Origin of the sequence: Pseudokordiimonas caeni, assembly GCF_026719705.1 — a bacterium.
In the GTDB taxonomy this organism is placed as follows: domain Bacteria; phylum Pseudomonadota; class Alphaproteobacteria; order Sphingomonadales; family Kordiimonadaceae; genus Gimibacter; species Gimibacter caeni.
The window spans coordinates 1,008,879-1,024,115 of sequence record NZ_JAPPRR010000001.1 but is presented as its reverse complement, the minus strand read 5'-3'; the positions used below and the strand labels follow the sequence as shown (position 1 = coordinate 1,024,115).

The window sequence follows — 15,237 nt, the reverse complement described above, 5'->3', positions numbered from 1 at the left end:
ATGTTCAAGAAAGTCCTGATCGCCAACCGGGGCGAAATCGCCCTCAGGATTCACCGGGCCTGCCACGAGATGGGCATCAAGACGGTAGCCGTGCATTCCACGGCCGACGCCGATGCCATGCATGTGCGGCTTGCCGACGAATCGGTCTGTATCGGCCCTGCCCCGTCACGTGAAAGCTACCTGAATATCCCGCGCCTTATCGCGGCCGCCGAAATCACCGGCGCCGATGCGGTTCACCCCGGCTATGGCTTCCTGTCGGAGAATGCCCGGTTCGCAGAAATCCTGCGCGACCATGGCATCGCCTTCATCGGCCCGAGCCCCGAACATATCCGCATGATGGGCGACAAGATCATCGCCAAGGAAACCGTGAAGAAGCTAGGCATCCCCGTGGTGCCGGGCTCGGATGGTGGTGTGACCGAGGACGGTGAAGCCCGCGCCGTGTGCGACCGCATCGGCTATCCGGTCATCATCAAGGCTGCTGCCGGCGGCGGTGGACGCGGCATGAAGGTGGTGCGCACCAAGGAAGAGCTGCCGACCGCACTCAATGCCTGCCGTACCGAAGCAAAGGCCGCTTTCGGGGATGACGCCGTTTATATCGAGAAATTCCTCGAAAAGCCGCGTCATATCGAATTCCAGATCATCGGCGACAATCACGGTAACTGTATCCACCTCGGGGAACGCGACTGCTCGCTGCAGCGCCGCCACCAGAAGGTTCTGGAAGAGGCACCGTCGCCAGTGATCAACGAGGAAACCCGCCAGCGCATGGGCGGCATCGTCGCCAAGGCGATGGCCGACTTCGGCTATTCGGGTGCGGGCACCATCGAGTTCCTTTATGAGGACGGTGAGTTCTATTTCATCGAGATGAACACCCGCGTGCAGGTGGAACATCCGGTGACCGAGATGATCACCGGCATCGATATCGTGCGGGAGCAGATTCGTGTGGCCTCCGGCACACCGCTTTCCTATACGCAGGATATGGTGCGCTTCCACGGTCATGCCATCGAATGCCGCATCAATGCCGAGCATCCTTTCACCTTCGTGCCGAGCCCCGGCAAGGTTACCCAGTATCACGTGCCGGGCGGCCTCAATGTGCGGTGCGACAGCGCGATCTATGCGGGCTATACGATCCCGCCCTATTATGACAGCATGGTCGCCAAGCTGATCGTATCGGGCTACACCCGCGAAGGCTGCCTCCTCCGCCTGCGTCGCTCGCTGGAGGAATTTGTTGTCTCGGGTATCACCACCACGATCCCCTTGCACCAGACCCTTGTTGAAAACGATGACTTCCGCGCCGGAAAATATGACATCCACTGGCTCGAGAAATTCCTGGCGGCCCATAACGCCAAGGAAAAATGACAGAAGCGAGGGGGAGACATGAGCGATCGCACTGTCTCCCCTGAGCTGTTGTTGCAGGCCTATGCCGCCGGGGTTTTCCCGATGGCCGAGGCCCGCGACGACGACAGTCTTTTCTGGATCGATCCGGACGAGCGCGGCATCCTGCCGCTCAAGAATTTCCATGTCTCGCGCAAACTTGCCGCCACTGTCCGCCGTGATGTTTTCACCGTAACGGTGGACAGCGCCTTCCGGCAGGTCGTGCGCGCTTGCGCCGCGCCTGCCCGCGCGCGCGAAAGCACCTGGATCAGCGAGCGGATCGAGGATCTTTATACCGAACTCCATGAGATGGGTTTCGCCCACAGTGTGGAATGCTGGCAGGACGACGAGCTGGTGGGCGGACTATATGGCGTGCGCCTGCGCGGTGCCTTTTTCGGGGAAAGCATGTTCCACCGGGCAACGGATGCCAGCAAGGTCGCGCTGGTGCATCTGGCCGCACGCCTGAAGGCCGGGGGCTTCAGCCTTCTCGATACCCAGTTCGTGACCGAGCATCTGAAGCAGTTCGGGGCAATTGAAATTCCGCGCGGGGAATACAAGGCGCGCCTGCGCGACTCGCTGGCGATTGAAGACGCCGATTTTCAGCGGCTGCCGGTGTCGCTTTCGGGGGCAGCAGCCTTGCAGGCGATAACCCAGACATCATAGACCGGATGCTCGAGCCCGTTGAGCGCGGGCGAAGAAGCCAGCATCCAGCCTTCAAACACCTTCACTTCTTCAGTTTGTCCGGCAGGCCTGTCGTGGATCGTCAGGTAAGCGAAGCTTTCCGGCGGTTCGATCGGCGGGCGCGAGCGGCAATATTGCACATCGATGGTCAGGGTGCCGAAGCCTTGCTTGCCGCCGACCGGGATTTCCAGCTCGGTGATCCGGGCGGTGATCTTGTCGAGGGCGCGAAGCACCGCGATGGTCGGCTCTGCGGCCTCGATTTCGGCCTCGCTCGGCCGATCGATAGGCAGGCTGGTTTCCTGCGCCGCCACGGGTTCAGCAACCATCAGGCCAAGGATCAGCGCCAGCGCGCGGTCAGGACGGCTTGTTCTCACTGCCTGACGCTTTCTTGTCATCGCCGCTATACATGAATTTGCCGATAAGGCCCATCAGGTCCACCGCATCCTGCGTTTCGGCAATCTCGTCGCCGTCTTCCAGCATCTCGTCGCTGCCGCCGGGAATAAGGGCAAGGTAGTTGCCACCAAGCAGGCCTTCTGCCGTGATGGCAGCGGCTGAGTCTTCCGGCAACGTCACGTCCCTCGTCACCGAGAAGGTGACAATCGCCTGATAGGTATCGGGATCGATTTTCTGCGATTTCACGGCGCCAACCTTGATGCCGGAAAGGCGCACGTCGCTGCCGATGGTAAGGCCGCTGACCTTGTTGAAACGGGCCGAAAGCTCATAGCCGCCTGTCATGCCGCCTTCCGTGCGGCCGTAGGCGAAGATGAGGAACCAGCCGGCCACTACAAGAACAGCCGCGCCGACAATCGTTTCAATCCAGTTGGACGTCATATCAGGTCAAACTCCCCGGATGCCCCTCAGGGCTTCCAGGCTTCATAATCGGAGGAAGAGGCTGCACGCTGGCCGCCGGCGCGCTGGCTGCCGGGCGGCACATAGGCGCCCGCCGTGCCGGTCAGGTTCGGCACATGGTCCTTTTCCCAGGATTTGGTCGGCAGCGGCTGCTCGCTCGGCGGCGTGTCCACTGTATAGTGCAGCCAGCCATGCCATTCAGCCGGCACGCGGGACGCCTCGATCGGGCCATTCTTGTAGATGACCCAGCGACGTTTGCCGTCCTTCTCGCGGTAATAGATGTTGCCTTCCTTGTCTTCACCGACCTTGACGCCCTTGCGGGAAGTGTAAAGCCGCGTACCGAAGGTCGCGCTGTTCCACCAGGTGAAAATCGGAGAGGAGAAAAGTTTCTCGATCAGGTTTGCCATAGGGTTTCAGGTCCTTGGGAATAAAGGCTCTCTACGGACGGTTCCGCATCATGTGCGCCCGTTTAGCATAGTCGCACCAGCCTGAAAAGCAAACGATGCACAAAAGACTGGTTGCCCCATAATCGGGGCCAAATTGCGGCGATACCATATGCCACCACGAGTCGAACCCTAACCTTCGTTCAGGGCCCCGGTGTCAACCACAATATCTGGAAATTTGCGCTTGTCGCACCCCAATATGATCCATAGGATTGTGTCCAGATCGGGGGCCAATCCCAAGATATTGTGTCGGGACTGGCAAACCCACGGGGGACAGACATCAGCCTGTAGTACGCCGCTCCCTGCCATGAGGAGCCCTCCCGTGCCATGACCGCCGACGCTTGATAAAGAAGCGCGCCCCCGGCATCGAGACTTTTGTTATTATTGGTTCAGGGGGTACGATCGGCCATGAAGATCAACCGGCATTTCACGTCGACAGAAGTCTGCCCGTATGCGGCGCTTGAATGGCGCTCGGCGACGAGTGAAATCCGCAACCCCGATGGCTCGATTGTCTTCCATCTTTCCGATGTCGAAGTGCCCGCCACCTTCAGTCAGGTTGCGACCGACATCATCGCCCAAAAATATTTCCGTAAGGCCGGTGTGCCGCAAGCCCTGAAGGCCGTGAAGGAAAAGGATGTGCCCACATGGCTGTGGCGCAAGGCTGCCGATGAAGCGGCCCTTGCCTCCATGCCGGAAGAGAAACGCTATGGCGGCGAACAGAGTGCCAAGCAAGTCTTCGACCGGCTTGCTGGCACCTGGACCTATTGGGGCTGGAAAGGCGGCTATTTCGATAGCGAAGCCGACGCCCGCACCTTCTTCGATGAAATGCGCTTCATGCTGGCCGCCCAGATGGCCGCACCGAACAGCCCGCAATGGTTCAACACCGGCCTGCACTGGGCTTACGGCATCGATGGCCCGGCACAGGGTCACCATTATGTGGACTTTGAGACCGGCAAGCTCGTGCGCTCCAAAAGCTCGTATGAGCATCCCCAGCCGCACGCCTGCTTCATCCAGTCGGTATCGGACGATCTCGTCAATGAAGGCGGGATCATGGATCTCTGGACCCGTGAAGCACGTCTCTTCAAATATGGCTCCGGCACCGGTACCAACTTCTCGAACGTGCGCGGCGAAGGCGAAAAGCTCTCGGGCGGCGGCAAGTCGTCGGGCCTGATGAGCTTCCTGAAGATAGGTGACCGCGCAGCCGGCGCCATCAAATCGGGCGGTACCACCCGCCGCGCCGCCAAGATGGTGGTGGTGGATGTGGATCACCCGGATATCGAGAGCTTTATCAACTGGAAGGTCATCGAAGAGCAGAAGGTAGCGGCGCTCGTTTCCGGCTCCAAGCTCAATGAAATCCATCTCAACCGTATCATCAAGGCCTGCTGGGATCACCGGCAGATGCTCGGCAAGGATACTTTTGACCTGAAGGCCAACAAGGACCTGAAGAAAGAGGTGATCGCCGCGCGCAAGGTGATGATCCCCGAGAATTACATCAAGCGGGTCATCCAGTTCGCCGAACAGGGCTATACCTCGATCGAGTTCAAGACCTACGACACCGACTGGGATTCGGATGCCTACCTCACGGTTTCCGGCCAGAATTCGAACAACTCGATCCGGGTGACTGACGACTTCATGAAGGCCGCCGCCGAAGGCCGCGCCTGGGCGCTCACCAACCGCACCACGGGTGCGGTGTCGAAAGAGCTGAATGCTAAGGAACTCTGGGCCGATATCGGTCATGCGGCCTGGTCCTGCGCTGACCCCGGTATCCAGTTCCATACCACGATCAACGATTGGCACACCTGCCCGGCATCTGGCGATATCCGCGCTTCGAACCCGTGCTCGGAATATATGTTCCTCGATGATACGGCCTGCAATCTGGCCTCGCTGAACCTGATGACGTTCCGCACCAAAGACGGCGGTTTCCGGATCGACAGCTTCAGCCATGCCTGCCGGTTGTGGACCATCGTCCTTGAAATCTCGGTGCTGATGGCGCAGTTCCCCTCGAAGGAAATTGCCAAGCTTTCCTACGAATACCGCACCCTCGGCCTCGGCTTTGCCAATATCGGCGGCCTGCTGATGAGCCTTGGCCTGCCCTACGACAGCCGCGAGGGCCGCGCGCTTTGCGGGGCCATCACCGCCCTGATGACCGGCGAGTCTTACGCAACATCTGCCGAAATGGCGGGCGAACTTGGCGCCTTCCCGGGCTATGCCAAGAATGCCAAGCATATGCTGCGGGTGATCCGCAACCACCGCCGCGCCGCCTACGGGCAGGACGAAGGCTATGAAGGCCTGAATACCAATCCCGTGGCGCTTGATATCAAGGGTTGCCCGAACGCCGCGCTTGCCGCCGCTGCCGCCGGTGCGTGGGACCGCGCGCTGGAACTTGGCGAACAGCACGGCTTCCGCAATGCGCAGGCAACCGTGATTGCGCCCACCGGCACCATCGGCCTTGTCATGGACTGCGACACCACAGGCATTGAGCCCGATTTCGCGCTGGTGAAATTCAAGAAGCTCGCCGGTGGCGGCTATTTCAAGATCATCAACCGGATCGTGCCGCAAGCCCTTGAAGTGCTTGGCTATAACGCCGAGCAGATTGAGGCCATCGACAAATATGCCGTCGGCCACGGGACGCTCGACGGTGCCCCCGGCATCAACCATGAACTGCTGCGCGCCAAAGGCTTCACAGACCGCGAGATCGGTCTTGTCGAAGCCCAGCTCAAGAATGCCTTCGATATCAAATTTGTATTCAACCAGTGGACCCTTGGCGCCGACTTCTGCACCGATACATTAGGTTTCGACCGCAACCAGCTAAGTGATTTTGGTTTTGACCTTCTGGCTGAGCTTGGTTTCAGCAAGGAAGACGTGGCAAAGGCCAATATCTATTGCTGCGGCGCCATGACGCTTGAAGGGGCACCGCATCTGAAGGAAGAGCATTATGCCGTGTTCGACTGCGCCAATGCGTGCGGCAAGATCGGCAAGCGCTATCTGAGCTGGGAAAGCCACATTCGCATGATGGCAGCGGCCCAGCCCTTCATCTCGGGCGCCATCTCGAAAACCATCAATATGCCGAACGCTGCGAGCGTCGATGACTGCCTGAAGGCATACGAGCTCAGCTGGTCGCTCGCGCTCAAGGCCAATGCGCTATACCGCGATGGCTCCAAGCTCAGCCAGCCGCTCAACTCGGCACTCCTTGATGACGAAGACCTCGTCGACGACCTCGAAGACAAGACCCTCGCCGAGAAGGTCGAGATCGTGTCCGAACGCATTGTCGAGCGGATCATCGAGGTGGAACGCCAGGGCCCGGCCAAGCGCCGCCGCCTGCCCGAACGCCGCAAGGGCTATACCCAGAAAGCCATCGTCGGCGGCCACAAGGTTTACCTGCGCACCGGCGAGTATGACGACGGTTCGGTCGGCGAGATTTTCATCGACATGCACAAGGAAGGTGCTGCCTTCCGCTCGCTGATGAACAATTTCGCCATCGCCATCTCGATCGGCCTGCAATACGGCGTGCCGCTCGAGGAATTTGTCGATGCCTTCACCTTCACCCGGTTCGAGCCCTTTGGGCGCGTGGAAGGCAACGAAGCCATCAAGATGGCGACCTCGCTTCTGGATTATATCTTCCGCGAACTGGCGATTTCCTACCTCGGCCGCGACGACCTCGCGCATGCTTCGCCGGCGGACCTGTTGCACGATACCACCGGCCGCGGCGACGCGGGCGACGGCCTGCCGGAGCTTGACCACGATGTCAGCGAAACGCTGGAGCGTGTGCAGAAGCTGGCGTCTTCGGGCTATGTGCGTGGCACCAACCTTGTGGTGCTGAAATCGAGAACCGAGAAGACGAAGAAAACAGCCAAGGAAGAGCGCGAGCTTGTAACGGCCACAAGTGCAACAGGCACCGATGGCACAGCGCGCGTGCAGGTCGGCTCGGCCATGGCTAACGGCGGCACCGAGGCGACAATGGACGCCCGCGCAGCCGCCCGGATGAAAGGTTATGAAGGCGACGCCTGTGGCGAATGCGGGAATTTCACCCTCGTGCGCAACGGCACCTGCCTGAAATGCGACACCTGCGGCGGCACCAGCGGTTGCTCGTGATCGCACTGATTGAAGTTTTATCCACCTGCTAACCCGTCCCAGCGGGTGGATTTCCTCAGGGGAAGGCTTGTCCTTCCCCCATTTTTTTGTGCTGTGACAGGCCGTTGCAAAGCAGCATCACAGACCATCAATTATTTGGAAAATAAGCTCTGTTGTTAACAAGGCTTTTACGCTTTATTTACTTCAAGCTGATGAAGTGAGAGTTGCAGGCGTGGCCGGGTCCGGCATTCGACACGCCTCGTTTGCAGTACAGCGCCGGGGGGTTAAGCGCGAATGGAATCCAAGATTGCGCCAATCGCAAGTCATGCGGAAGGCGGCAGCTTCGTTTCCCGCATTGTAAACACAAGTGCGGTTGTAGAACGGTTGCCCGTGGGTGTGCTCGTGTGCGGGCTCACACCCGGCAAAGCCATCGAAATCCTGTTCATCAACAAATTCGCGCGCGACATATTCACCACCGACACCAATCTGGTTGCCCCCTGCCCGATCGAGGCGCTCTGGGGCTCCGGCGAAAATTACATCCTTTCCGGCCAGGTACAGGAAACCTTCCGTAGCCAGCGCCGTTCGAACTTCGAATGGAGCGTGCGGCACGGCGCTGTGGAACGTTATCTATCCAGTCAGCTGATCCCGCTGAAGGACCATACAGGCATGGTCTATCAGGTGATCTGTACGGTAGAGGACCAGACGGCCGAAAAACTGGCCGAACGAAACCTCCTTCACCATGCCTTCCACGATGCGCTGACCGGCCTGCCGAACCGGGTATTGTTCCGGAACAAACTGGAAGAAGCCGTTTCGCGACCGATGGCGGACGACAAGGAAATCGGCTGCGCCGTGCTTATTGTGAATATCGACCGCTTCCAGCAGATCAACGACAGCTTCGGGCACTCGGCGGGCGACCGCTTCCTTGTCGCCATGGCAGCAACACTGCGCCGCTGCATCCGCTCCACCGATACGCTCGCCCGTTTCTCGGGTGACGAATTCGCGATCCTCGTTGGCAAATGCCGCGATCTCGAAGAGGTCAATCTGGTATCCGGCCGCATCCATGAAGCAATGGAACTGCCTTATGATCTGGACGGCAACGAGGTCTTCACTTCGGTTTCCATCGGGGTCGCCACCACCCTTTCAAGTTCGACCCACCCTGAAGACCTGATCCGCGATGCCGACTTTGCCATGCACCGTGCAAAGGCAGCCGGGAAGGCGCGCACCGAGATTTACCAGCGCGACAGCCACCAGCGGGTGCGCAGCCAGTTCCATCTGGAAACCGAGTTGCGCCGTGCGGTGGAACGCGATGATCTGGAGCTTTACTATCAGCCCATCGTCGACCTGAAGACCTCGCAGATTCATGGCTTTGAAGCCCTAACCCGCTGGCATCACAAGGAACGCGGCTTCGTGTCGCCCGCAGAGTTCATTCCGCTGGCCGAGGAAACCGGTGTAATTGTGGCGCTGGGCCGCTGGGCCGCCCGCACCGCCTGCGCGCAGATCCGCACCTGGATGGATGCCTATGGCACCGACAAGGTGATGCCGATCAATGTGAATGTCTCGGGCATCCAGTTTGCGCGCGACGATGTGGCGGCAATGGTGGAAGCCTCGCTTGAGGAATATCAGGTGCCAGGCGAATGGCTGCGCATCGAACTGACGGAAAGCGCCATCATGGCAAACCCGGTGCGGATCTCGGAATCGCTATCGCGCCTGCGGCGGCTTGGCGTGAAGGTCGCACTTGATGACTTTGGCACCGGCTATTCGTCCCTCAACTATATCCACCAGTTCCCGATCGACGTGATCAAGATCGACCGCAGCTTCATCAACCAGCTGCAGTTCGATAACGAACCTTACAAGATCCTGTCAATGATCGGGCTTCTGGCCAAAAGCCTTGGCCTTGAAGTTGTGGCCGAAGGGCTCGAAGATATCGACCATATCCAGATGCTGGCCGACCTCGATTTCAATTTCGCGCAGGGCTTCTATTTCTCGAAGCCCCTGCCCGCAAGCGACGTGGGCAATCTGATCAGCGGGCGTCTGCCCTGGCTGAAATAGGGCGCGGGCGAGGCCTGAGCCTCACTCGTCGATGAAGATATCCTCAATCCGCATCTCGAACAGCCGGGCAATCTTGAACGCAAGCGGCAGGCTCGGGTCATATTTGCCGGTCTCAATAGCATTCACGGTCTGGCGGGAAACATCCAGCAGTTCGCCAAGCTTGCCCTGGCTCCAGCCGCGTTCGGCACGTAGGTCCTTCAGATGATTATTCACCGGTAGCGCACCATCATAAAGCCGCGGATCAGGCCGTAAACGCCAGCCACGATGGGAGCTGCGAGCATGATGTCGGTGCTTTGCCATCCCATGAAGCTGCTGATCGTACCCCAGACGATTACGATCCACATGCACACACCGCCGGCGACGGCGAGGGACAGGACCTCAAGATATCGCTCAAACTCATCCATCTTCCTGATCTGGAAGAAGAAATAGAGGAACCAGATAGTCAGCAAGCTGATGGGGACGAGTGCCCCCATCAGCTTGCCTGCTGTCGTGACTCCCTCTGCCGCGACAAGATCCCTGCCAGCCACAAAGCTGATCAGAAAGCCGATGGTGAGTGCCGCTTCCAGAAGGTAGCGTGCGAGCTTGCCCATGCGTTTCTTGCCGTTCGGTATGGTTGTCATCGTTATGTCTCGTCTTCTTTCTAGCCGTTCTGACGTGCGCTGAACGGCGAACAGATAAATTCAAACACGCGGCGGCGGCTACCCCAGAGATTGGTGCCGAGCACCACCGCGGTTCCCCAGAAGGCCACCTCGGTCATGACCGCGGCCGCCACGACCGCCCCTGTCCAGACCGATGTCGAAGGGTTGGAGAAGTAGAGCACGACAAGTGCCACCCACGTTGCGGCGGCCAGCGGCCATACAGTCCAAAGTACCAGTTTCTTCCATTGCATCCTCGCTCTCCTTTCTATGTAAAGCGTCCTTGACTGTCAACTGTCCTTTACATAGGCCCGGCGAATTTATCTGTCAAGCTCGCTTTACATATTTTTGAAAAGACGCATTTGACACAAGGCTTGCCTTATATGCGGGAGCGCCTAAACTGTTGCAGAACCAATGCCTTCGAGCCCCGAACCAATGGGAGATTTTTGATGAGCGACGAGACGAGCCCGGACAAGCCTGCCGCCCCCGCCGCAAAAAAGGCACCGGCAAAGAAACCGGCAGCTGCGAAAAAGCCCGTAGCCGCAAAACCGGCTGCCCCGAAAGCCACTGCAGCCAAGCCTGCCGCCAAGAAACCGGCGGCCGCCAAAGCCACTGCAGCACCCAAAAAGGCTGCAACGCCGAAGAAACCCGCCGCCCCCAAGGCCGCGGCCGCAGCAGCCACGCCTGCTTCGAAGCCGAAAGCGGCGCCAAAGCCCAAACCCGCGCCGCAGCCGGCAGCCACGGCAAAGGCAGAAGAGCCGCCGGTGATCGAAAGCTACGAAGCCGAAGCCATGGCAGATAAGCCTGACACCGCCCTGCCCCCGCCGGAAGCCGATCAGGGCGAGTTCTGGAAAAAGCTTCTGATCCGCGCTGCCTTCATGCTGCTGTTCGGCGTGCTCGCCTGGATTGCCATGCTGGCGAGCCTTGGCCTGTCGCTGGTGCAGCTCATTCTGGCCGCGCTCACGGGCGAGCCCAATGGCAACCTGCAGCGCTGGATCATGGGCCTTGGCGACTATATCAACCAGGCGCTGGCTTTCCTCAGCTTCAAGAGCGATGACCAGCCCTTCCCGCTTGGCAAGCCTTTCCCGGTTGAAGACTGAGTCTCAAGAAAGCAGAAACAGCAAGGGCGCCCGTTGGGCGCCCTTTTCTTTTGCTCGTTCTGATGGTCAGTCGATATCTGCTGGCGGCTTCATCAGGTCGAAGGAGCCACGCACCGCAATGCCGATGTCAGGATAGTCAGTGAAAATGCCGTCAACGCCCGAGGCAAAGATGGCCTTGAATTCCTGCTCCACCGTTTCGAAATTCGGGCCGACCTGATCCTGCCGCACCGTCCACACATGCACTTTCAGCCCCGCATTGTGGGCGCGGGTCACGATATCGGTCGGATGGCCCTCTGCGGATACCAGCAGTTCCTTGTATAACCCCACCCCATCGAAGCCTTCAGCAACAGCAAGTGACAGCGGCAGAGCCGGCGTGTTGGGCGCGTCTTCCTTGCCATCAATCAGCAAGATGCGCGGGCCTTTCACCTTGCCTTCCACCGATTTCAGCCAGGCAGGCTCAAAGCACTGCAGGAAATACGGCACGCCAGCGGCCTCAACCCGGCCAAGCGCTTCCAGCACCGCTGCCGTCGGGTCCAGCCCCGATTGTGTGAAAAGGGCGGGATGCTTCACTTCGGGATAAATGCCGATATCGCGTCCCTCGGCGCGCGCCTTGACTGCAAGGGCAATAACCTCGTCAAAGGTCGGGATATCATATTTGCCGTCGGCTTCCGTACCGCGTGTGGGGCGAACCTGCTTCGCTTTCAGGGTGCGGAGTTCGGCCAGCGTGAAATCGATGCTCCACCAATCGTCCATGCCCTGGATTACCCGCTTGCGGTCGGCAAATTCAGGATGGTCCGCCACATCGGTGCTGTCCGAAAGCCATGGATCGTGGCGCACCACCAGATGCCCGTCCTTCGTCATCACAAGATCAGGCTCGATATAATCCGCACCCTGCTCGATCGCCAGATCATAGGCCGCCAGCGTATGCTCGGGCAAATAGCCGCTTGCCCCCCGGTGCGCGATGATGATTGGCTCTTCAGCCATGATCGCCGTTCCTTCCGTGCCGAGCACAGCGGCGAAACCCGCCAGCGCCAGCCCCAACATTTTCAACCTTTTCAAAACCCTTTTCCCTTATACTCGGTGGCGTTTCTATTTTCAGACTTGACGGTCCATGAAACCGTAAGGAACATGCCTATCATGTCACTATTACAGCTTCTTGGCTCTGTCATCGCCGTCTTCATTGTCGCCGCCATCGCACGCTGGCTGTTCCCGGTTCGATTCCGGCTGGAAGACGCCCATTTGCACCGCGAGCTTGAACGGGTTTACCCCGATCTGGAGCCTGAGGAAATCCTGATCGACCGTGCCGGCAACGCCGCCCTCCTGCGGCTTTCGGGCGCCAGGGGCATCGTCGTTGTCCGCCGCCTTGGCGACAAGGCTGTCCTGCGCCATTGGATGCCGGGCACCAAGGTCACGGCAACCCGGACACCGACAGGCCTCATGCTCGATACCGACGATTTCACGGAACCGAAGATCGTCCTCGATCTCGATGCGGAAGGCGTTTCCCGCACCGAATCATGGCTCGCCCTTCTCGCTGCACCAGATGGACACGCCCATGCCGCTTGATCTGCCAAATCCGACCGACCTTGCCGTTCCCGGCTTCATCGTCCTGATGCTGGCCGAAATGATCTATGGCCGCATGTCCGGCCGCGCGGTTTATGAGGGCAAGGACACACTGACTTCGCTTTTGATGGGTACCGGCAGCGTGGTGGCCGGGCTCATCCCCGCCGGCCTCGGCTACGGGGCCGCCTATTATATCTGGAGCGAATGGCGCCTTTTCGACCTCGGCCATGCCTGGTGGGTCTTTGTTGTCGCCTTCGTGCTGGATGACCTCGCCTATTACTGGGTTCACCGCTTTGGCCACCGGATGCGCTGGATGTGGGCCGCACACGTGATCCACCATTCAAGCCAGCACTATAATCTTTCGACGGCGCTTCGGCAGACATGGACGGGCAAGCTGACGCCCGGCTTTATCTTTGCCCTGCCGCTCGCCTTCCTTGGTTTCGAGCCCGCGATCATCGCCTTCGTCAGCGGCATCAACCTGATCTATCAGTTCTGGATCCACACCGAAGCGATTGACCGCATGCCCCGCTGGTTCGAGGCCGTGATGAACACGCCGAGCCATCACCGGGTGCATCATGCCACCAACCCCGATTATCTGGATGCCAACTATGCGGGTGTCTTCATCATCTGGGACAAGATGTTCGGCACCTTCATTCCCGAAGACAAGGCAAACAACCCCTGCCGTTATGGCCTCGTCCATGATCTTGGCACTTTCAACCCGCTTCGGGTTGCAGTCCATGAATGGGTCGGCATAGTGCGCGACATGTGGCACGCCAAGGGTTTGAAAAACAAGCTGATGTTCCTGATCGGACCGCCAGGCTGGACACCCGATGGCAGCCGCATGACGAGCGATATGATCAAGGAAGACTGGAAGCGCCGGCAGGCTGTGAAGGAAGCGGCCCCTGCCAATATCGCAGCCGAGTAGGCCTCAGCTGTCGCCCTTCTTGCGGTTCTCCGGCGCGCGGCGATCCAGCAGAAAGCCGAGCACAATGGCGATCACACAGCCAGCCACAGCCTCGATAGTCGGGGCGTAGGGCAGCCAGTTGCCGATGATGGCGCCGAGCACGAGGCCCAGAAACCCGAAGAAACCAATCCGCGTCGTCATCGCTGCGCTCCCTTATGATTGCCGGGTTTCTATAGGCCGTGTGCACCATACCGGTCAACCGCATGTGAATATTTTGCACTTGCGAAATAAGCAGGATTTGCGACAGTAGCCGCAACCGGCGGCACCGCCCCTCCCCGGGCGCCGTGATACGCCTTTGTCCAGAAAGCAGAGATACTGAAGGAGACAGAAATGGCTGAGGATGCAATCGTCATCGTTGGTATGGCCCGCACCCCGATGGGTGGCCTGCTTGGCGACCTTTCCGGCGTGGCTTCGGCCGAGCTTGGCGCCACGGCAATCAAGGCGGCGGTCAGCGCCTCCGGTATCGATGCAGCAGCCATCGACGAAGCCATCATGGGCTGCGTCCTCCCGGCCGGGCAGGGCCAGGCCCCTGCCCGTCAGGCCATGCGCTATGCGGGCCTGCCGGATGAAACCCATGCTGTAACCATCAACAAGATGTGCGGCTCGGGCATGCAGGCGATGATCCAGGCGCATGACAGCATCAAGGCCGGCACCAACAGCATCGTTGTCGCCGGCGGCATGGAAAGCATGTCCCGCGCGCCGCACATACTGCCCACCGGCCGCACCGGCATCAAATACGGCGACGGCACCATCAAGGACCATATGGCCCTCGACGGCCTGACCGACGCCTACAAGGGCGAGCCCATGGGCAATTTCGCCGAGCTGTGCGCCGAACATTACCAGTTCACCCGTGAAGCGCAGGATGCCTATGCCATCGAGTCGCTGAAACGCGCCCAGCGCGCCATCGCCGATGGCAGCTTCGACGGCGAAGTCACCCCCGTGACTGTGAAAGGCCGTGGCGGCGATGTGGTCGTGGCGGTTGACGAGCAGCCCGGCAAGGCCAAGCTCGACAAGATCCCGAACCTGAAGCCCGCCTTCAAGAAGGACGGCACGGTAACTGCCGCCAACGCCAGCTCGATTTCGGATGGCGCTGCCGCCCTTGTGCTGATGTCGGCAAGCGACGCCGCTGCCAAGGGCGCCAAGCCGCTTGCCCGTATCGTTGCGCACGCCAGCCACAGTCAGGCGCCCGAATGGTTCACCACTGCCCCTGTGAAAGCCATGCAGAAGGTGATGGATAAAGCCGGCTGGACGAAAGACGATGTCGATCTTTTCGAGATCAACGAAGCTTTCGCCGTTGTACCGCTTGCAGCCATCCACGAGCTCGGCCTCGATCACGCCAAGGTCAATGTGAACGGCGGCGCCTGTGCGCTTGGCCACCCGATCGGCGCCTCCGGAGCCCGCATCTGCGTGACGCTCATCAACGCGCTGCAGAAACGCGGCCTCAAGAAGGGTGTTGCCAGCCTCTGCATCGGCGGCGGCGAAGCAACCGCCATGGCGATCGAACTGGTGTGATC

16 protein-coding genes are annotated in these 15,237 nt (G+C 59.8%); 8 read left to right on the top strand and 8 right to left on the bottom strand.

The window, feature by feature from the left end; genetic code table 11:
• Both accC and aat read left to right on the top strand, forming a co-directional pair.
• Window positions 1-1,356, top strand: a complete 1,356-nt coding sequence (gene accC, locus OU694_RS04645; protein ID WP_308909808.1) for an acetyl-CoA carboxylase biotin carboxylase subunit — start codon at window positions 1-3, stop codon at window positions 1,354-1,356.
• An 18-nt stretch (window positions 1,357-1,374) separates the two neighbouring features.
• On the top strand, window positions 1,375-2,034 hold the full coding sequence (gene aat, locus OU694_RS04640) for a leucyl/phenylalanyl-tRNA--protein transferase (protein WP_308909807.1): 660 nt from the start codon (window positions 1,375-1,377) through the stop codon (window positions 2,032-2,034).
• Here aat and OU694_RS04635 read toward each other — a convergent pair.
• From OU694_RS04635 to OU694_RS04625, 3 genes are read right to left on the bottom strand one after another with little or no spacing between them, the layout of a single operon-like run.
• Entirely contained in the window at window positions 1,971-2,426 is a 456-nt protein-coding gene (locus tag OU694_RS04635; RefSeq protein ID WP_308909806.1) for a DUF2155 domain-containing protein, read from the bottom strand. The genes aat and OU694_RS04635 overlap by 64 nt on opposite strands.
• A complete protein-coding gene (gene mlaD, locus OU694_RS04630; RefSeq protein ID WP_308909805.1) occupies window positions 2,407-2,883 on the bottom strand; it encodes an outer membrane lipid asymmetry maintenance protein MlaD in 477 nt (158 codons plus the stop codon). Before mlaD ends, OU694_RS04635 begins: the two co-directional genes overlap by 20 nt.
• 26 nt (window positions 2,884-2,909) lie before the next feature.
• The gene (locus OU694_RS04625) at window positions 2,910-3,308 is read right to left on the bottom strand and encodes an NADH:ubiquinone oxidoreductase subunit NDUFA12 (RefSeq protein WP_308909804.1); all 399 of its coding nucleotides are present in this window, start codon (window positions 3,306-3,308) and stop codon (window positions 2,910-2,912) included.
• Between the two features lie 444 nt (window positions 3,309-3,752).
• Here OU694_RS04625 and OU694_RS04620 point away from each other — a divergent pair, with 444 nt between their 5' ends.
• Together OU694_RS04620 and OU694_RS04615 are read left to right on the top strand one after the other, a co-directional pair.
• Complete coding sequence (locus OU694_RS04620; protein WP_308909803.1) at window positions 3,753-7,436, top strand: vitamin B12-dependent ribonucleotide reductase; 3,684 nt, start codon at window positions 3,753-3,755, stop codon at window positions 7,434-7,436.
• 273 nt (window positions 7,437-7,709) lie between these two features.
• A complete protein-coding gene (locus tag OU694_RS04615; RefSeq protein WP_308909802.1) occupies window positions 7,710-9,464 on the top strand; it encodes a sensor domain-containing protein in 1,755 nt (584 codons plus the stop codon).
• Window positions 9,465-9,485: 21 nt separating this feature from the next.
• On the opposite strand, the gene OU694_RS04610 is transcribed toward OU694_RS04615, so the two are convergent.
• Genes OU694_RS04610 through OU694_RS04600 form a run of 3 tightly spaced genes read right to left on the bottom strand, consistent with a single transcriptional unit; the run spans window position 9,486 to window position 10,353 of the window.
• Window positions 9,486-9,677 carry a helix-turn-helix transcriptional regulator gene (locus OU694_RS04610; RefSeq protein WP_308909801.1) on the bottom strand — a complete coding sequence of 64 codons (192 nt, stop codon included), beginning with the start codon at window positions 9,675-9,677 and terminating at the stop codon, window positions 9,486-9,488.
• The gene (locus OU694_RS04605; protein ID WP_308909800.1) at window positions 9,674-10,084 is read right to left on the bottom strand and encodes a hypothetical protein; all 411 of its coding nucleotides are present in this window, start codon (window positions 10,082-10,084) and stop codon (window positions 9,674-9,676) included. The genes OU694_RS04610 and OU694_RS04605 overlap by 4 nt, the downstream gene beginning before the upstream one ends.
• A 20-nt stretch (window positions 10,085-10,104) precedes the next feature.
• Window positions 10,105-10,353 (bottom strand): hypothetical protein, encoded by a 249-nt coding sequence (locus OU694_RS04600; RefSeq protein ID WP_308909799.1) that lies wholly within the window; start codon window positions 10,351-10,353, stop codon window positions 10,105-10,107.
• Window positions 10,354-10,548: 195 nt separating this feature from the next.
• Here OU694_RS04600 and OU694_RS04595 point away from each other — a divergent pair, with 195 nt between their 5' ends.
• A complete protein-coding gene (locus OU694_RS04595) occupies window positions 10,549-11,199 on the top strand; it encodes a DUF4389 domain-containing protein (protein ID WP_308909798.1) in 651 nt (216 codons plus the stop codon).
• A gap of 66 nt (window positions 11,200-11,265) precedes the next feature.
• Here the strand turns inward: OU694_RS04595 and OU694_RS04590 are convergent, their stop codons facing one another.
• On the bottom strand, window positions 11,266-12,258 hold the full coding sequence (locus OU694_RS04590; RefSeq protein ID WP_308909797.1) for a glycerophosphodiester phosphodiesterase family protein: 993 nt from the start codon (window positions 12,256-12,258) through the stop codon (window positions 11,266-11,268).
• 78 nt (window positions 12,259-12,336) lie between these two features.
• Between OU694_RS04590 and OU694_RS04585 the strand changes: the two genes are divergently transcribed.
• Both OU694_RS04585 and OU694_RS04580 read left to right on the top strand, forming a co-directional pair.
• Window positions 12,337-12,762, top strand: a complete 426-nt coding sequence (locus OU694_RS04585; protein ID WP_308909796.1) for a hypothetical protein — start codon at window positions 12,337-12,339, stop codon at window positions 12,760-12,762.
• A complete protein-coding gene (locus OU694_RS04580) occupies window positions 12,752-13,684 on the top strand; it encodes a sterol desaturase family protein (protein WP_308909795.1) in 933 nt (310 codons plus the stop codon). The genes OU694_RS04585 and OU694_RS04580 overlap by 11 nt, the downstream gene beginning before the upstream one ends.
• Window positions 13,685-13,687: 3 nt before the next feature.
• On the opposite strand, the gene OU694_RS04575 is transcribed toward OU694_RS04580, so the two are convergent.
• Window positions 13,688-13,864: a hypothetical protein gene (locus OU694_RS04575; protein ID WP_308909794.1), complete on the bottom strand. Its 177-nt coding sequence runs from the start codon at window positions 13,862-13,864 to the stop codon at window positions 13,688-13,690.
• Window positions 13,865-14,053: 189 nt separating this feature from the next.
• On the opposite strand from OU694_RS04575, the gene OU694_RS04570 reads away from it, so the two are divergent.
• Window positions 14,054-15,235 (top strand): thiolase family protein, encoded by a 1,182-nt coding sequence (locus OU694_RS04570; RefSeq protein WP_308909793.1) that lies wholly within the window; start codon window positions 14,054-14,056, stop codon window positions 15,233-15,235.
• Window positions 15,236-15,237: the final 2 nt, after the last annotated feature.

Bases quoted from the DNA above. Each gene is read 5' to 3' on its own strand.
- accC (WP_308909808.1), top strand. From the start codon at position 1: ATGTTCAAGAAAGTCCTGATCGCCAACCGGGGCGAAATCGCCCTCAGG.
- aat (WP_308909807.1), top strand. From the start codon at position 1,375: ATGAGCGATCGCACTGTCTCCCCTGAGCTGTTGTTGCAGGCCTATGCC.
- mlaD (WP_308909805.1), bottom strand. From the start codon at position 2,883: ATGACGTCCAACTGGATTGAAACGATTGTCGGCGCGGCTGTTCTTGTA.
- OU694_RS04625 (WP_308909804.1), bottom strand. From the start codon at position 3,308: ATGGCAAACCTGATCGAGAAACTTTTCTCCTCTCCGATTTTCACCTGG.
- OU694_RS04620 (WP_308909803.1), top strand. From the start codon at position 3,753: ATGAAGATCAACCGGCATTTCACGTCGACAGAAGTCTGCCCGTATGCG.
- OU694_RS04615 (WP_308909802.1), top strand. From the start codon at position 7,710: ATGGAATCCAAGATTGCGCCAATCGCAAGTCATGCGGAAGGCGGCAGC.
- OU694_RS04605 (WP_308909800.1), bottom strand. From the start codon at position 10,084: ATGACAACCATACCGAACGGCAAGAAACGCATGGGCAAGCTCGCACGC.
- OU694_RS04600 (WP_308909799.1), bottom strand. From the start codon at position 10,353: ATGCAATGGAAGAAACTGGTACTTTGGACTGTATGGCCGCTGGCCGCC.
- OU694_RS04595 (WP_308909798.1), top strand. From the start codon at position 10,549: ATGAGCGACGAGACGAGCCCGGACAAGCCTGCCGCCCCCGCCGCAAAA.
- OU694_RS04585 (WP_308909796.1), top strand. From the start codon at position 12,337: ATGTCACTATTACAGCTTCTTGGCTCTGTCATCGCCGTCTTCATTGTC.
- OU694_RS04580 (WP_308909795.1), top strand. From the start codon at position 12,752: ATGCCGCTTGATCTGCCAAATCCGACCGACCTTGCCGTTCCCGGCTTC.
- OU694_RS04575 (WP_308909794.1), bottom strand. From the start codon at position 13,864: ATGACGACGCGGATTGGTTTCTTCGGGTTTCTGGGCCTCGTGCTCGGC.
- OU694_RS04570 (WP_308909793.1), top strand. From the start codon at position 14,054: ATGGCTGAGGATGCAATCGTCATCGTTGGTATGGCCCGCACCCCGATG.